Source organism: Roseibium sediminicola, assembly GCF_023156505.1.
Classification (GTDB): Bacteria; Pseudomonadota; Alphaproteobacteria; order Rhizobiales; family Stappiaceae; genus Roseibium; species Roseibium sediminicola.
The window spans coordinates 1-15,185 of sequence record NZ_JALNMJ010000014.1 but is presented as its reverse complement, the minus strand read 5'-3'; the positions used below and the strand labels follow the sequence as shown (position 1 = coordinate 15,185).

Annotated in this window: 13 protein-coding genes; 5 read left to right on the top strand and 8 right to left on the bottom strand. The window is 61.6% G+C overall.

Annotation, left to right across the window (positions count from 1 at the left end; genetic code table 11):
• The first annotated feature begins 49 nt into the window (after positions 1-49).
• Both M0H32_RS18595 and M0H32_RS18590 read left to right on the top strand, forming a co-directional pair.
• Positions 50-2,146, top strand: coding sequence for a molybdopterin-containing oxidoreductase family protein (locus M0H32_RS18595; protein WP_248156621.1), 2,097 nt, complete (start codon positions 50-52; stop codon positions 2,144-2,146).
• A 264-nt stretch (positions 2,147-2,410) separates the two neighbouring features.
• Positions 2,411-3,088, top strand: a complete 678-nt coding sequence (locus M0H32_RS18590) for a hypothetical protein (RefSeq protein ID WP_248156619.1) — start codon at positions 2,411-2,413, stop codon at positions 3,086-3,088.
• Positions 3,089-3,183: 95 nt separating this feature from the next.
• Here M0H32_RS18590 and M0H32_RS18585 read toward each other — a convergent pair whose 3' ends face one another.
• The 3 genes from M0H32_RS18585 to M0H32_RS18575 form a co-directional block, all read right to left on the bottom strand.
• Positions 3,184-3,594, bottom strand: a complete 411-nt coding sequence (locus M0H32_RS18585; RefSeq protein WP_248156617.1) for a DUF983 domain-containing protein — start codon at positions 3,592-3,594, stop codon at positions 3,184-3,186.
• 161 nt (positions 3,595-3,755) lie between these two features.
• The gene (locus M0H32_RS18580) at positions 3,756-5,150 is read right to left on the bottom strand and encodes an aminotransferase-like domain-containing protein (protein WP_248156615.1); all 1,395 of its coding nucleotides are present in this window, start codon (positions 5,148-5,150) and stop codon (positions 3,756-3,758) included.
• 78 nt (positions 5,151-5,228) lie between these two features.
• Complete coding sequence (locus M0H32_RS18575) at positions 5,229-6,386, bottom strand: WD40/YVTN/BNR-like repeat-containing protein (protein WP_248156613.1); 1,158 nt, start codon at positions 6,384-6,386, stop codon at positions 5,229-5,231.
• 477 nt (positions 6,387-6,863) lie between these two features.
• On the opposite strand from M0H32_RS18575, the gene M0H32_RS18570 reads away from it, so the two are divergent.
• Positions 6,864-7,553, top strand: coding sequence for a GNAT family N-acetyltransferase (locus M0H32_RS18570; protein WP_248156611.1), 690 nt, complete (start codon positions 6,864-6,866; stop codon positions 7,551-7,553).
• A 159-nt stretch (positions 7,554-7,712) separates the two neighbouring features.
• Positions 7,713-8,588, top strand: coding sequence for a histidine decarboxylase, pyruvoyl type (gene hdcA, locus M0H32_RS18565; protein WP_248156609.1), 876 nt, complete (start codon positions 7,713-7,715; stop codon positions 8,586-8,588).
• A gap of 37 nt (positions 8,589-8,625) precedes the next feature.
• On the opposite strand, the gene M0H32_RS18560 is transcribed toward hdcA, so the two are convergent.
• The 5 genes from M0H32_RS18560 to M0H32_RS18540 all read right to left on the bottom strand — a co-directional run bounded on the left by M0H32_RS18560 (position 8,626) and on the right by M0H32_RS18540 (position 14,015).
• The gene (locus M0H32_RS18560; protein WP_248156607.1) at positions 8,626-9,288 is read right to left on the bottom strand and encodes an aspartate/glutamate racemase family protein; all 663 of its coding nucleotides are present in this window, start codon (positions 9,286-9,288) and stop codon (positions 8,626-8,628) included.
• Between the two features lie 197 nt (positions 9,289-9,485).
• Entirely contained in the window at positions 9,486-10,325 is an 840-nt protein-coding gene (locus tag M0H32_RS18555; RefSeq protein ID WP_248156605.1) for an ABC transporter permease, read from the bottom strand.
• Positions 10,326-10,650: 325 nt separating this feature from the next.
• Positions 10,651-11,595, bottom strand: a complete 945-nt coding sequence (locus tag M0H32_RS18550) for an ABC transporter permease (RefSeq protein ID WP_248156604.1) — start codon at positions 11,593-11,595, stop codon at positions 10,651-10,653.
• 69 nt (positions 11,596-11,664) lie between these two features.
• A complete protein-coding gene (locus tag M0H32_RS18545) occupies positions 11,665-12,957 on the bottom strand; it encodes an ABC transporter substrate-binding protein (protein WP_248156603.1) in 1,293 nt (430 codons plus the stop codon).
• Positions 12,958-13,022: 65 nt separating this feature from the next.
• The gene (locus M0H32_RS18540; RefSeq protein WP_248156602.1) at positions 13,023-14,015 is read right to left on the bottom strand and encodes an ABC transporter ATP-binding protein; all 993 of its coding nucleotides are present in this window, start codon (positions 14,013-14,015) and stop codon (positions 13,023-13,025) included.
• Between the two features lie 244 nt (positions 14,016-14,259).
• On the opposite strand from M0H32_RS18540, the gene M0H32_RS18535 reads away from it, so the two are divergent.
• Entirely contained in the window at positions 14,260-14,994 is a 735-nt protein-coding gene (locus M0H32_RS18535; protein WP_248156601.1) for a GntR family transcriptional regulator, read from the top strand.
• The last annotated feature ends 191 nt before the right edge of the window (positions 14,995-15,185 follow it).

Below are 15,185 nucleotides of genomic sequence, written 5' to 3'. Positions count from 1 at the left end.
AAGGCTGGGCCGTACACTGTTCTCTCGTCTACAGGATGATAGGCCCCGCATGAACCAGCAGCCGCCCAAGAGCACCTTTTCCGCCTGTCCGCACGATTGCCCGTCGACCTGTGCGCTGGAGGTGCATTTCTATCCGCATGGCGATGTCCGCCGGCTGAATGGCGCGCGCGACAATGCCTATACGGCCGGTGTAATTTGCGCGAAGGTCGCGCGCTATCCCGAACGGCTCTATCACCCCGAGCGTCTGATGAACCCGTTGCGCCGGATCGGCGCCAAGGGCGAGGGGCATTTTGAGGAAATCTCCTGGGACACGGCACTGGACCTGATTGCCGAAAAATTCCTGGCCGCGGAAGCCGAGTTCGGAGCGGAAAGCGTCTGGCCCTATCACTATGCCGGCACAATGGGCCTGGTGCAGCGCGACAGCATCCACCGGCTGCGCCACGCCAAGGGCTATTCGCGCCAGTTCGACAGTTTCTGCACCAACATGGCCTGGACGGGTTATGTCGCCGGCACCGGCCGGCTCGCTGGGCCGGACCCGCGCGAGATGGCCCTGTCGGACCAGATCGTCATCTGGGGCACCAATCCTGTCGCGACCCAGGTCAATGTCATGACCCACGCGATCTCGGCCCGCAAGAAGCGCGGCGCGCGCATCATTGTCGTCGATGTCTATGAGACCGAAACGATGAAACAGGCCGATATCGGCCTGGTGCTGAAGCCTGGCACGGATGCAGCGCTTGCCTGCGCGATCATGCATGTGCTCTTCCGCGACGGGCTGGCCGATCGGGACTATCTGGAGACATACACCGATTGCCCGGCCGAACTGGAAGCGCATCTGAAGGACAAAACGCCTGAGTGGGCAGCGGCCATTACCGGCCTTGAGGCGGCAAAGATCGAAGAGGTCGCGCGGCTGATCGGCGAGGTCAAAAAGACCTATTTCCGGCTTGGCTATGGTTTTACCCGCTCGCGCAACGGCGCTGTCGGCATGCATGCGGCCAGCTCGATCGCGGCTGTCACCGGCTGCTGGAAGGAAGAGGGCGGTGGCGCCTTCCACAACAACGGCGCTATCTACGAGCTCAACAAGGAAATGATCGAGGCGGGCTCGCTGAAAGACCCGTCCGTGCGCGCGCTCGACCAGAGCCTCGTCGGCCGCATCCTGACCGGCGACGAGGCCGCGCTGCTCGGTGGCCCCCCGGTCAAGGCCATGCTGATCCAGAACACCAACCCGGTCTCCGTCGCGCCTGAGCAGGAGCTGGTCAAGCAGGGCTTTGCCCGCGAGGATCTGTTCACGGTCGTGCATGAGCAGTTCCTGACCGAGACGGCGCTAATGGCCGATATCGTGCTGCCCGCGACCCAGTTCCTGGAGCATGACGACATCTACAAGGGCGGTGGCCACCAATACCTGATGCTTGGCCCGAAGGCCGTTGAACCGCCGGAAGGACCACGGGAAAACATTTTTGTTCTCAATGAGATCGCGCGGCGCGTTGACTCAAAACCTCATCCCGGCTTCGACATGAGCGCGCGCGACCATATCGACTGGATGCTGCGAAATTCCGGCTACGGCACCCTGGCCGAGCTGGAAGCGAACAAGTGGATCGACCTGCAGCCGGATTTTGAAACGGCGCATTACCTGAACGGCTTTGGCCACGAAGACGGCAAGTTCCATTTTCGCCCGGACTGGGGCCGCTCGGCCGCGCCCAACAAGCCGGACGGCGATCCGTTCGGTCCCTGGCAGACGATGCCGGAACTGCCGGACCAGTGGGACAGCATCGAGACAGCCGACGAAGAGCATCCGTTCCGCCTGGTGACGGCGCCGGCGCGCTCGTTCCTGAATTCCTCCTTCAACGAGACCGACAGTTCGAAGAAGAAGGAAGGCCGCCCTGAGGTCTGGCTGCGGCCGGAGGAAGCTGCCCGCTTCGGCATTGAAGACGGCGCCAGGGTGAAGATGGGCAACCGGCGCGGCACCGTCACTCTGCACGCCCGGCTGGTCGACACCGTCGCGACGGGAACCGTCATCTCCGAAGGCATCTGGCCGAACGATGCCTTCGAAGACGGCAAGGGCATCAACACGCTGACGGGCGCCGATCCGGTCGCGCCATACGGCGGCGCGGCGTATCACGACAGCGCGGTGTGGGTGAGGGTGGTTTGAGGCCATTTCCGGTTGGTGACGTCTCAGAGACCGCTACAAACTCATCGTCATCCTGAGGAGCCGCGTTAGCGGCGTCTCGAAGGATAGGCCGCTTGCCCGGGAGTTCGCGGCCGATCCTTATCTGAGACAGCTGCAAATTCAGCGTCATCGTGAGGAGCCGCGTCAGTGGCGTCTCGAAGGATGGGCCACTTGCCCGGGAGTTCGTGGCGGATCCTTCGAGGCGGGCCTAGCGGCCCTCCTCAGGATGACGTTGAGGGGATGGAGGTGTTTTTGTTTTCCCGAATAGTTTCAGCAATTTGTGCTATTGGCGTGGCGGTGCTTTTGTCTGGACTACCTGTTCAGCGACCCTTTGCCCAGGAAGCGTCGAGTGCAGATCTTCCGGAACTGAGCCGTCCCAATTTTCGCTCAAAATTCCGAGACAATCCGGAACTGGCGCGCGCAGACTTTAATATGTTGCCAGATGCTCTGCGAGAATACCTGCAAGCCAACAAAGACTGGGAAAAATACGGCATCTCGGCGTTTTCACGCGAAATTCGTCGTTCCGAATACCTGATTGTTCTCAAGCGAATGAAGAGTGGCAGTTTCGCGTCAAAAGCGGTGGTAATCACGTGTTGTAAGCGGGGCGAGAAATCTCGCGAGGCTGGGTGGAAACCTCTCTTTTTGGCGCTCCCTGTTGAAGCGCGAAAAGGATGGTTAGTTACCATCGGGGATAATCATCCGAACCTGGAATGGAACGAAGACCTTGAGGCAGTGCAGTCCACCTATTGCAGCGACGTGGCAAGCTATGCCTGCGTTCGGCACACCTCAAAGATACGGCGCCATCGGCAAGATCTCATTGCGATTGAAATTGATGAAACCCGAAAGGGGAAGTCGTGGAAAACGATTTGGGAGCGGGGGAAGTGGCTCGTTGATCCCAACGGGTATGACTTAACCATTCGCTAAAAGCTCAAAACCAAAAAGGCGGCGAACCGCCCGTCCGGTGTCGCCGCCTTTCCAGGTCAAGCCAGTCAAGAATTCCGGTTTGGGGCTCCCGGAGATCAGGGCTGGCTTTCTGAGCTCTTGGGGGCGTTCGGCGTGACCAGCCGGCCTTCCTCGGCCTTGTAGAAATACTGGCTGGCCACCAGCCAGCCTTTCAGCGGCCGCAGGATCGGAATGCAGGTCAGGAGGATCAATGGCAGGGTCGTCACCAGATGCACCCAATAGGGGGCCGTGAAGGCAATCTCCAGCCAGATGGCGAAGGCAACCGCGGGCACGCAGCCGAAGCAGATCACAAAAAAGGCCGGCCCGTCAGCCGGGTCGGCGAAGCTGTAGTCGAGGCCGCAATGGGAGCAGCCCTGTTTCAGCTTCAGAAATCCGTCGAAAATGCTGCCTTCGCCGCAGCGGGGGCAGCGGCCCTTGATACCGGTCTGGATCGGCGGCAGCTCGGGCCAGCTCTTGGATGTGCACATGACGCGTTCTTTCTGCAGGGTGACCGGCCGGGAGCGCCGGGCTGGCCGTGTTTCCAGTCAAAATGGAATTGACTGTAATTGTCTGCATTCAAAGATAACGCGCTTTGTTGAATGCGCAAGGAGATTGCCTGCGGCAGATTGCCATGGCCGGTCGGGGAACCTCAGAAATAGGTGGCCGCGGATTGAGGCGGGGTGACAAGCGTGCCGGCGAGGACGCTGAGCGCGGTGTCGATCTGTGTGCGTGTGTGGGGGCCGCCGAGGCACAGCCGGACGGCGTTCGGAACCGGACCGCTGACGGCAAAGGCGTCGCCTTCGACCAGGCCGACCGGTTGTGGGCGGATCTGGCTGGTAAAGGCGGACGGCGTCCAGCCATTGCCGAGCTCCAGCCAGAGATGAAACCCGTTCGGATCGGCGGCAAATTTGTGATCTGCAAGGTGGCGATTGGCAAGCGCCTGCCGGGCAGAGCTTTCCTGCCGGACATGCGTGAGCAGTGCCTCGGCCGTACCGTCTCCGATCCAGCGCGTGGCAAGCGCCACGGTCAGAGGCGAGACCATGATACTGGCGGTGCGCAGCGCCCGCGTAAACCGCCAGGCGGCGTTCTGATCCGGCGGAACCACATGGGCGAGCCGCAGACCCGCCCCGAGGCTTTTCGACAGGGACCCGACATACCAGGTCAACTCGGGCGCGATGGCGGCCATCGGCTGCACTTTGTCCCGGCAAAGCTGGCCATAGGCGTCGTCTTCCAGGATGGGAACGCCATGGCAGCGCGCGATTGCGATCAGGTCCAGGCGCCTCTGAAAGGGCAGGGTGCGCGTGGTCGGATTGTTGATCGTCGGATTGAGATAGAGCGCCTTGAGGCCGCCCTCCCGGCAGGTTGTCTCGAACGCGTCGGGGGCCGGGCCATCCCTGTCCATCGGCAGTCCGGTCAGCTCCAGTCTCAATTGTCCGCAAAGGGACCGGATCCCGGGATAGGTGACGGCCTCGCAGGCAATCCGGTCTCCCGGGTCGGTGATCGCGGTTAGAACTGCGCCGAGCGCGGCCTGGGCGCCGGGAGCGAAATGAATGCTGTCGGGCTGCGCGGACAGGCCGACCTTGCCGAGCCAGACCTGCGCCATCCGCCGGTCCGGGTCCGTTGCGGAAAAGCTCTGGTAGCGCAGCAACGGCACCAGGTCCGCCGCCAGGGCCCTGTAGCTGTCCTGCATGCGCGCGCGCAGCGCGGCCGTGTCCGGTTCCGGCGGCAGGTTCATGGAAAAATCGGCGTCTGCCGTCCGTCTGCCATGCGCTTCGCCGGCGCTTGTGTCTGCTGTGCTTTCCGGCGACGTGACGAAGCTGCCGCTGCCGACCCGCGCGGCGAGCAAGCCCCGGCGGCGGGCTTCGGCATAGCCCCTTGCAACAGTGGTGAAGTCGAGGTCAAGGCGCTCGGCAAGCTGGCGTTGCGCCGGCAGCTTGTCGCCGGGCGCGAGCCGTCCGGACTTCAGATCCGCCTCGATGGCATCCGCGATGGCAATGTAGCGCGGCGCGGCGCTGCCGGAGAGATCTGGATACCAGCTGGTCATGAGTGGGTCTTTATCAAATTGAATGGATAATTGACTGTATATCCAATTTGATACTGGCCCGTCAATGCACACAGGGCTCTAGCCCCGGTCCATCACCTCCACCGACAAAACGGTCGGAAGGTGGCGGGCTATCTCGCTCCAGGTCTCGCCTTCGTCGAGACTGGCGAAGACCGAGCCGGAATTGGTGCCGAAATAAAGCCCGGCCGGATCGCGGGCATCGCCCGCCATGGCCTGGCGCAGCACGGTGAAAAAACAGGCCTCCTGGGGCAGGCCGGTACGCTTGTCCTGCCAGGTCTTGCCGCCATCCTCCGATTTCCACACAGCTGCGGCTGCGTCCGGCGGGAACCGCCCGGCCGTGTCGCTGTTCAGCGGCAGGGTCCAGATTGTTTGCGGATCTCTCGGGTGCACCCGGATCGGAAAGCCGAAGGTGGAGGGCAGGCCGTCGTTGATGCTGTCCCAGCTGCGTCCGCCATCCGGGGACCGCCAGACGCCGTGGTGGTTCTGCTGGTAGAGGAGGTCGCTGTCGCCAGGCGCGCGCATCATGTTGTGGACGCAATGACCGGTGTCGCCGTCGCGCGGGGCGGCCGGATGGGCATGGCCCTCGCAGGCGGCCGCGTTGGAGAGCCGGTTGCGCCGCTCCCAGCTGACGCCGCCATCTTCGCTCGCAAAAACGCCGGCCGCCGAAATGGCGATCCAGAGTTTCTTCGGGTCGTCCGGATGGGAGACGATGGTGTGCAGCACCAGCCCGGCGGCGCCCGGGTTCCAGCGGTCGGCGGAAGGATGATTGGCAAGGCCCTCCAGATGCTCAAAGCTTGCGCCGCCATCCTTGCTCGCCAGCAATCTGGCCGGCTTGGTGCCGGCATAAAGCGTGCCATGGGCAAACCCCAGCGACCAGATCTGCGAGAACGCATCCTCGAAGGGGACCTCCTGGGGTGTCCAGTTGAGAAATTTTGCGGTTTCCGGATCGTTGGCGGCCCACTCGTCAATCGTGCCCTTGGTCAGTTTGGTGAGGGCCCAGGTCTTGCCGCCGTCTTCCGACCGCCAGACACCGGCACCGGACCAGTCGCCGCCGCCGCCGGCCCAGATCGTGCCGCTGTCCGCGTCGCCGATGACATGGTTGATGGTCCAGCCGCCGCAATGCGGGCCGCTGACAGACCAGCCTTCGCGGCTTTGGCCACCAGACAGCAGGAACGCTCCCTTTGTGGTCCCGACCAGAACTGTCACACCGTCCGACATGCCACGCCTCCTCCGAAAACTGATAGGCTGTAGTGACAAATTAACGACTGGCATCGTTGGGATCAGGTTCGTTCCTGAACGGGCGGCAAGCGCAAGGAAGTGCAGCGCACTTTCGAGCATTTCCAACGCCTTCAGGGGCGAACCTGACCCAACCCCGGAAGGGGCCGTCCGAAAATCGGGTCATTTCCGCGTCGCATGTCGTCGAAAATGACCCGCATGTCCGTCCTCCATGCTCCTTGAAATGACCCAATTTTTGGGCGGCGCTGCCAATCGTTAACTGGTCACTACAGCCTAGATCATAGCATGCCTGCCTTGGGTTGTGAGTGACCGAGATTCGCTTCATCTGCGATGTTCCTGTCCGCGTCAGCGAGCTTGTGGCGAAGACAATCTGGTCCCCCGGGACGGGAAAAACTGGATCTTCACGTCATGTTGCTGCCTGAGTAGACAGGTTTGAAGACAACAGATCCGGAGACCCCGATGAGCGAAGACCTCAGCACCTGGACCGCCCGCGCACGGCCGACGCGGCACGTTCTCGACGGCCAATATGTCCGGCTTGAGCCTCTGGACCCGGACCGGCATGGCGCGGAGCTCTTTGCCGCCTCGAGTGTTGCCGATGCGGATCGGCGGTTCAAATGGCTGCCGGAATATCCGCCGGTCTCCGAAGCCGAGTTCCAGACCTGGATGCGGGAAAAAGCGGCAAGCGAAGATCCGCTGTTTTTTGCCGTCATCGACAAGGCAACCGGCAAGGTCGCCGGCCGTCAGACACTGATGCGCATCAATGCCGCCAATGGCGCGATAGAGATCGGCAACATCTATTGGGGACCGCTGATCTCTCGGACCCGCGCGGCCACCGAAGCGCTTTATCTCTTCATGAGATATGTCTTCGACGACCTCGGCTACCGCCGTTTCGAATGGAAATGCAACAATGACAATGCACCGTCGAAACAGGCCGCCTTGCGCTTCGGGTTTCAGGAGGAGGGCGTGTTCCGCCAGCATCTGGTGGTCAAGGGCAGGAATCGCGACACGGCCTGGTTCTCTGTTCTCGACAAGGAATGGCCTGCGCTCAAAGCCGGCTACGACGCCTGGCTGTCGCCGGACAATTTTACGGCAGATGGCAGTCAGAAACGGCGCTTGAGCGAGTGCGTTGCCCAGCCGTCCGGCACTTGAACGCAGCTGCGAAATCGTCAGTTGGCGAAATAAAGCTCCTGGTAGAATGATGTCGAAGATAAAACATTAAATTGCGAAGGCTGTGAGGCAGGTGTTTAATAACGTGGCGGGGAGCGATTCACGCTGAAACTGCAAAAAACATCTGTTTCCGAGGGGCCCATGCGCAAGACAGTTTCGACCATCGACCGGACCGCGATCAGCGGCTATCCCACCTATTGCGACGGTTACGCTCGTCCGGGCAATTTCGGCAACGGCTATGTGTCGGTGGTCAAGGTCGCCACGGGAACCGTTGAAAAGACGGACGATTTTCTGCTGGACGGGATTGTCGCCTATGACCGGGCCGAGGCCAACGATGCCTATATCGGCCAGATCAACATGGAAACCGCCTCGTCCTTTTGCGGTATTGCCGGCAATGTCTGGGGCTATGACCTGGCCTATAACAGTGCGCTCAACACGCTTGAACCGATGTTCACCGCCAAGCAGTATGACGGCTCCGATCTGCCGGTCTACAACGCCGGCCCCCTTATTGATGCCGGCATCGCATTGTTCGGCACCGAACCGCACCGCCGCTTCCCGCCGGCACCCGGTGCCCATGTCATCTGCGCGAACAAGAGCACGACCAACTTGCGGCCCCGCATCGGGGAGCCGGACCCGGACAAGGGCGAGGCCTACGGGGTCTGGTGTTACATCGCCTTGTCGATCACGCGCGACCGCTACAATTCCGCCGATCTCTTCATCGAGGATGCCGGCGTCTGGACGAAGAACGACAACGAAGCCGACCTGAAGGCCTTCCTGGAAGAACACCAGAAGGCGGTTGCCTGGAGCATCGTTGCCTGCGGCAAGGACCAGTCGGTGCTCTATGACCGCACCTTCATGGCCTATGCCTATGTGATCATGAAACCGGGCTTTGTCGGTACGGCGCTCACCGTCGCACCCTATGTCACGCTCGCCCAACGCGCCGTGCCAGCGTCCGGTTTCAACACGCTTTATGACCTGACCTTGAGCGATTGGGAGCAGACGGTCGGGTTCAAGTGAATAAGGCGCCTGTAACCGTGCTCGCCCACGAACGCGGTTACCTTGCCACCATTTCCGCCAATCGCACCGCCGATGCCACGCCGTCGATCACCGGCACCTGAAACTTGTCGGTCAGGTCGCTGGCAAGATCCGCCATGCCGGCGCAGCCAAGCGCAATGGCGCCGATGCCGTCATCCTTGAGCGCGGTCTCGATTTCCCCTTCGATCCGGTGGCGGGCATTGCTTGCCGGGTCTTCCAGCTCCAGCACCGGCACGTCCGAGGCGCGCACCTTTGCACAGCGGGAGGCCAGGCCGAGGAGGCGGAGGTTTTCCTCAAGCACCGGCACGGAGACGGGCAGGGTGGTGACCACCGAGAATTTCAGTGCGGCGACGGAGGCAACGTGATAGGCGGCCTCACCGATGCCGATGACGGGCACCGGCGAGCGCGCCTTCAGTTCAAACAGGCCGGTGTCGTCGAAACAGGCGATGACGACGGCGCTGATGCTGTAGTCGATCTCCAGCCTGTGATCGAACAGCGCGTACAGGCCGGGCAGGGCAGCGGCACCGTCCTCCGGCCCTTGAATGGCTGCCGGTCCTTGCCGTGGATTGATGGCCGTAATTCGGGTGGCAGGACCGGCTGCGGCGCGAGCAGCCGCCGCAATCTTGCTCGTCATTGACGCGGTCGAATTCGGGTTGATGACGAGGATGTGGGGTTCCTTCATCGGAGCGTTGCTCCAGAAGAATGTCCAAAGGCTGTGCCTCGCCATTTGTCTTCCCGGCCGAGCGCAGCGCGAGCCGGGACAGGGGAGCCGCAAGCCGATATTGGTTTGCCTGTCACGTTAAACTCCCATGGCTCCCCGATCCCGGATCTCCGCTTCGCTGCGTCCGGGATGACGATAAAAGACGCCGGTACAAGACATCAGACCATCCCCTTGCCGGCATCGGATCCGAGCCGCGAACGGCGTCGGTTGAGCGTTGCAACCACGGCAATGAACAGGCCGATGATGGCGAATGAAAACGCGGTGGTCAGCGTGCCGAGCGCGAAGATCACCGGCGTCGTCACGTTGGTGGTCATGCCGTAGATTTCCAGCGGCAGCGTGTTGTAGCTGCCCGCCGTTAAGAGCGTTCTGGCGAATTCGTCATAGGAGAGGGTGAAGCCGAAGAGAGCCACCCCGATCAGCATCGGCGCGATCATCGGCAGCACGACATGACGGATGGTCTGCCAGGCGCTGGCGCCCTGGTCGCGCGCGGCTTCCTCAAAAGATTTGTCGAAACGGTTGAAGACCGCGAACATGATCAGGAGACCGAAGGGCAGCGTCCATGTCAGCTGGGAGCCGAAACCGGAGGTCGACCAGTGCACGGCAAGGCCGGATTGCGAGAAGATCAGGCCGACGCCGAGCGACACCAGGATCGACGGGATCACCAGCGAGGTGATGATCAGGTAGAAGATCACGCTGGAGCCCGGAAAGCGCTTGCGGAAGGCAAGCCCGCCCATGACCGAGACGATCACGGTGGTGACCATCACCATCAGCCCGAGGGTGAGCGACCGGGCAAAACTGCCCCAGATGTCGCCGACCGCCTGTTGCCGGAAGAGATCCTGAAACCAGTGCAGCGACACGCCGCGCATCGGAAAGGTCAGCCCGCCCTGCGGTCCCTGGAAACTCAGGATCGCGATGGTGATCGTCGGACCGTAGAGAAACACCAGGAACAGCGTGAAGAACGCGGCCAGCACATAGAAGGACCGGGACCGTTTATCCATGGCTCGGGGCCTTTTTTGTGTGAGGGGCTATGTCAGCGATAGTTCGAAAAACGCCGTTGGAAAACGAGCATTTCAGCTTGCGTGCCTCTCCCCGTCGGAAAAGGAGGGACGGGATATGATCATGAACGGCTGAGATTATGATTGACCAGCTCGCCCAGCCATCGTCGTCCCGGACGCAGCGGAGCGGAGATCCGGGATCGGGGAGCCGTTTTGGCTTGCCGGTCGTCATGGAGGAAATGCCAGGGCTCTCCGGTCCCGGCTCGCGCTGCGCTTGGCCGGGATGACGACGGAGAGTTGGCTGGCAATGGCTCGGATAGATCATGCCTCAGAGCTCCTTCCGGATGTCGACGAAGCGTAAGAGGATGGAAATCACCAGGAGGACGGTGATCAAAAGGATCACCGCTGTTGCCGCGGCGGACGGGTATTGCAGCAGGGCAATGTCGTTGGAGATCAGGCGGCCGACATTGGCTGACTGGCTGCCTGACATGAAACGCACGGTGATGAAGTCGCCCATGACAAGCGTGACCACGAAGATCGAGCCGATCATGATGCCGGGCTTGGTCAGCGGAATGATCACGTTGGTCAGCGTCTGCAGGCCGGAGGCGCCATTGTCGTAGGCCGCCTCGATCAGCGATTTGTCGATGCGCATCATGGTGTTGAAGATCGGCACCACCATGAACAGCGTGTAGAGATGGACAAACGCGAGGATCACCGAGAAATCGGAGAAGAGCAGCCAGTCCAGGGGGGCGTCGATCACGCCCATGGAAATCAGCGTCGAATTGGCTATGCCGTTGCGGCCGAGAAACGGGATCCAGGAAATCATCCGGATGATGTTGGAGGTCCAGAACGGGATCGTGCACAGCAGGAACAGCACGATCTGCCAGGTCAGCGTCTTGACGTGGAACGCCAGGAAATAGGCGACCGTGAAGCCGATCACGAGCGTGAAGGCCCAGGTGATCAGGGCATATTTGATCGTGTTGAGAAACACCTGGTAGGTGACCGGCGAGGTCAACAGGAATTCGTAATTGTCGAACTGGAACGCCGGGTAGATGGAAAACTCCGTTGCGCCCCAGAAGCTGACCACCACGATCATGACGATCGGCAGGACAAGAAAAAAGAACAGCACCAGCGCCAGCGGCAGCGACAACAGCCAGCCGGAGACCGCATCGGGCAGCCGGTGCAGGCTGAAGGACGGTTTTGCCCTTGTCGGCCGGACCGGCTCTGCGGCCGCTCTGTCCTTGTGAATGAAAAGGTGCGTCTGGTCCGTCATTAAGCGTCCGTCCGGTTTGGAGGAAACGCCCGGGGCCTTGGTCCCGGGCGAAGGTCAGAAGGGGCAGCCTCAGGCGGCGATGAACTCGTTCCACTTGCGGACCATGTACTGGTTCTCGTCCATGACGGCGTTCCAGCAGGCAACGGCGCCCATGCGTTCCAGGAAGGAGCCGCCGTCGCGGGTCTCGCCGGCCTTGGCAAGCACGTCGCCGAACGGGCTGGTGATGTCGCCCGTGGCTTCCTTGCCCTCGAACCAGTAGCCCCACTCGTTCTCGTCCATGTAGTTCTTGGAGGTTTCCGGCACGGCGGAGTAATAGCCCTGGCGCATCAGGAAGCCGCCGACCCAGCCGTCGAGATACCAGTTGATGTATTCGTAGGCCGCGTCCAGTTCGAGACCGGAAAGGCTCTTGGAAAGGCCGATGCCGCCGCCCCAGGAGCGGTAGCCCTCTTTCAGCGGCTGGTAGACGCACGGAATGCCGCGCGACTTGACGGCGGTGATCGCCGGCGACCACATCGACTGGATCACCACTTCGCCGGACGCCATCAGGTTGACGCTTTCGTCGAAGGTCTTCCAGAAGGCGCGGAACTGGCCGTTCTTCTTGGCCTCGGTGAAGATCGCCATGGTCTTGTCGATCTCTTCGCGGGTCATGTTGCCCTTGTCGCCATACTGGATCTCGCCCATGGCCTCGCAGACCATGGCCGCATCCATGATGCCGATTGAGGAAATGTCGAGGATCGAAGCCTTGCCCTTGAATTCCGGGTTGAGCAGTTCAGTCCAGCTGGAGATCGGCCGTCCGATCAGGTCGGGACGAATGCCGAGCGTGTCGGCGTTGTAGATTGTCGGGATCAGCGTCATCCAGCCGGTTTCCTCACCGGCAAAGGCCTTGCCGTCCGGACCGTCGACGAAGCCGACCGTGTGCGGCGCGGTGCCCTGGGCGATTTCGGATTCCGGTGTCAGCTTGCCGCTTTTGAAGATGCCGACGATCTTGTCGTAATTCTTGATCTTCGATGTCTCCATGGCCTGCAGGTTGCCGGTCGGCCAGACCTTCTTGCAGATCCAGTATTCGATGTCGGCAATGTCGAAGCTGTCCGGCTGGGTTGCGGCGCGCTGGGTGACGGCGTCGCTGTCGAGCGCCGTCATTTCCAGGGTGAAACCGAGATCTTCCTTCACTTTTTGCGCCACCTCGTTGAGGTTGGAGACGCCGGTGCCGAACTGGCGCAGCGTGACATCCTTGATGTTCTGCGCCCAGATGGTCGGAAAACCGGTGATCGCGCCGGAGCCGAGCGCGGCACCGGTGACGGCGGCGCCGCCTTTGAGAATGCTGCGGCGGCTGACGCCCTTGCTGACGAGTTTGTCTGTCATGGTCCTACTCCTGTTCCCCTCTGGAGTTTTGTCTGGCCGTGAAGGACGGCCGTGAAGGACGGCCGTCAGGCCGCCAGTTGGTGCGCGTCTTCCGGCTTCCAGGTCAGGAAGACGGTTGCGCCGATTTCGATCGGATCGTGAAAGAAGGCCTCGTCGGTGAGTGCGGCCGTAAGATCGCCCGCGCCCCCGGCGTCCAGTGCCAGGTTGACGGTGGAGCCGAGATACTCGACGTCGCGCACGCTCGCGGTGAGCAGGGCGCCGTCCTCACCGGCTGTCTTTTTCACCAGCAGCCGGTCGGCCCGGAGCGCTACGGCCGCACCCTGCTGCTGCAACACATTGTGACCGCCGATGAAGCGGGCGACGAATTCGGTGGTCGGCGCGTTGAAGACAGCGCGCGGGCTGCCGGCCTGTTCGATGCGGCCGCCATTCATGACGATGATATCGTCGGCCAGCGCCAGCGCCTCGTCCTGGCTGTGGGTGACGTGAATGAAGGAAATGCCAAGTTCGCGCTGCAGTTTCTTCAGTTCCAGCCGCATCTTGATGCGCAGGAACGGGTCGAGCGCCGACAGAGGTTCGTCCAGCAGCAGCACGGAGGGTTCGGTGATCAGGGCACGGGCAAGCGCGACGCGCTGCTGCTGGCCACCGGAGAGCTGGGCCGGCAGGCGCTGCGCATAGGCGTCCATGTCGACCAGCTCCAGAAGCTGATGCGCCTTTTTGAGGCGCACCGGCTTGTCGACGCCCTTCATCTTCTGGGAGAAGGCGACGTTGTCGATGACGGAAAGATGTGGAAAGAGCGCATAGTTCTGGAACATCATCGCCGTGCCACGCCGCGCGGGCGGCAGGTCGGTGACATTGCTGCCACCGAGCAAAATGTCACCGATGGAGACGCTCTCATGCCCGGCAATCATCCTCAGCGTCGAGGACTTGCCGCAGCCGGACGGGCCGAGCAGGCAGGAATAGGATCCGGCGGCGAAGCGGTGATTGATCGCGTCGACGGCGACCGTGTCGCCATACATCTTGGTGGTTGCCACAAGTTCCAGATCGAGGGCCTTCGCCATTTCCGGACGTCTCCTTCAGAAAACCGTTTTCGGGATCTGAAACAGCAAGCACCGTGCCAAGGCGAAAAATCGGCGGATTACCGCGGGATCCTTCCAGGCTGCGATTGACGCACCTAACAAAAGTGCACAATAATTTGGCAAATCAAATACGAAGTGAACAAAAATTGTATACGATTTAAGATTGCCCGATTTGGTGCCGGGCGGTAGGATCAGGCATCACCGACCCGTTGGCCAATCCAAGAAAATGACACGCCCCGTGACCAAAGCCGCCCTGGACCGCAGCAGCAGCCTGCATGAGGTGTTCGCCCTGCCGGAGGGGCGGGCGCTTGAGATCTGCCTCAAGCTGCAGGCTGCCATTCTCGAGCATCGGCTGGCGCCGGGGGTGAAACTGTCGGAGGACGAGGTCGGCGAGATCTACGGCGTCAGCCGGACTGTGGTGCGCGCGGCGCTGCAGGCGCTGGCCCATTCAGGCCTGGTGGCAATCGAAAAGAACCGCGGCGCCTTCGTCGCCAAGCCGACCATCCGCGAGGCCCACGAGGTCTTCCAGGCGCGCGCCCTGATCGAACCGGCGGTTGCGCGGCTGGCTGCGGACCTCATCACCGACACCCAGCTTGACGATCTTCGCGACCACCTGGAAGCCGAGCACGACGCGCTTCATGCAGGCGACATGAGCAGGGCACTGTTTCTGTCTGGAGGCTTTCACACCGAAATCGCGGATATCGCCGATCACCGCATCTATGCCGGCATGGTGCGCTCCCTGATTTCAAGGTCGTCCCTGATCATTGCGCTTTACTGGAAACGCTCCGACACGGCCTGCGAGAGCCATTCGCACCACGCCCTGATGGACGCTTTTGAGAAGCGCGACGGCGCGGCGGCCGAAAGCATCCAGAAGAGCCACATCATCGACCTGCATTCAGGCCTGGATCTGAAGGAAAAACGGGCCGGGGGAATTTCGCTGAGCGAGGCGTTGACGGTGTGAGCGAGCGAATGGCAGTGCGGCTGGTAACCCGGTATTTATCATCAGCATTCTGTGCTCACCGGTAGCCGCCTAACCCGCATTTCTCAAAGCATTAGGTGCATCGGCCCCAAGAATCTGAGAACATTCTTTTGCAACAGAGAGTTATCAGGTTCTGATGCGGGGTCCGATGCCAACACACTGTATCTGCGAAC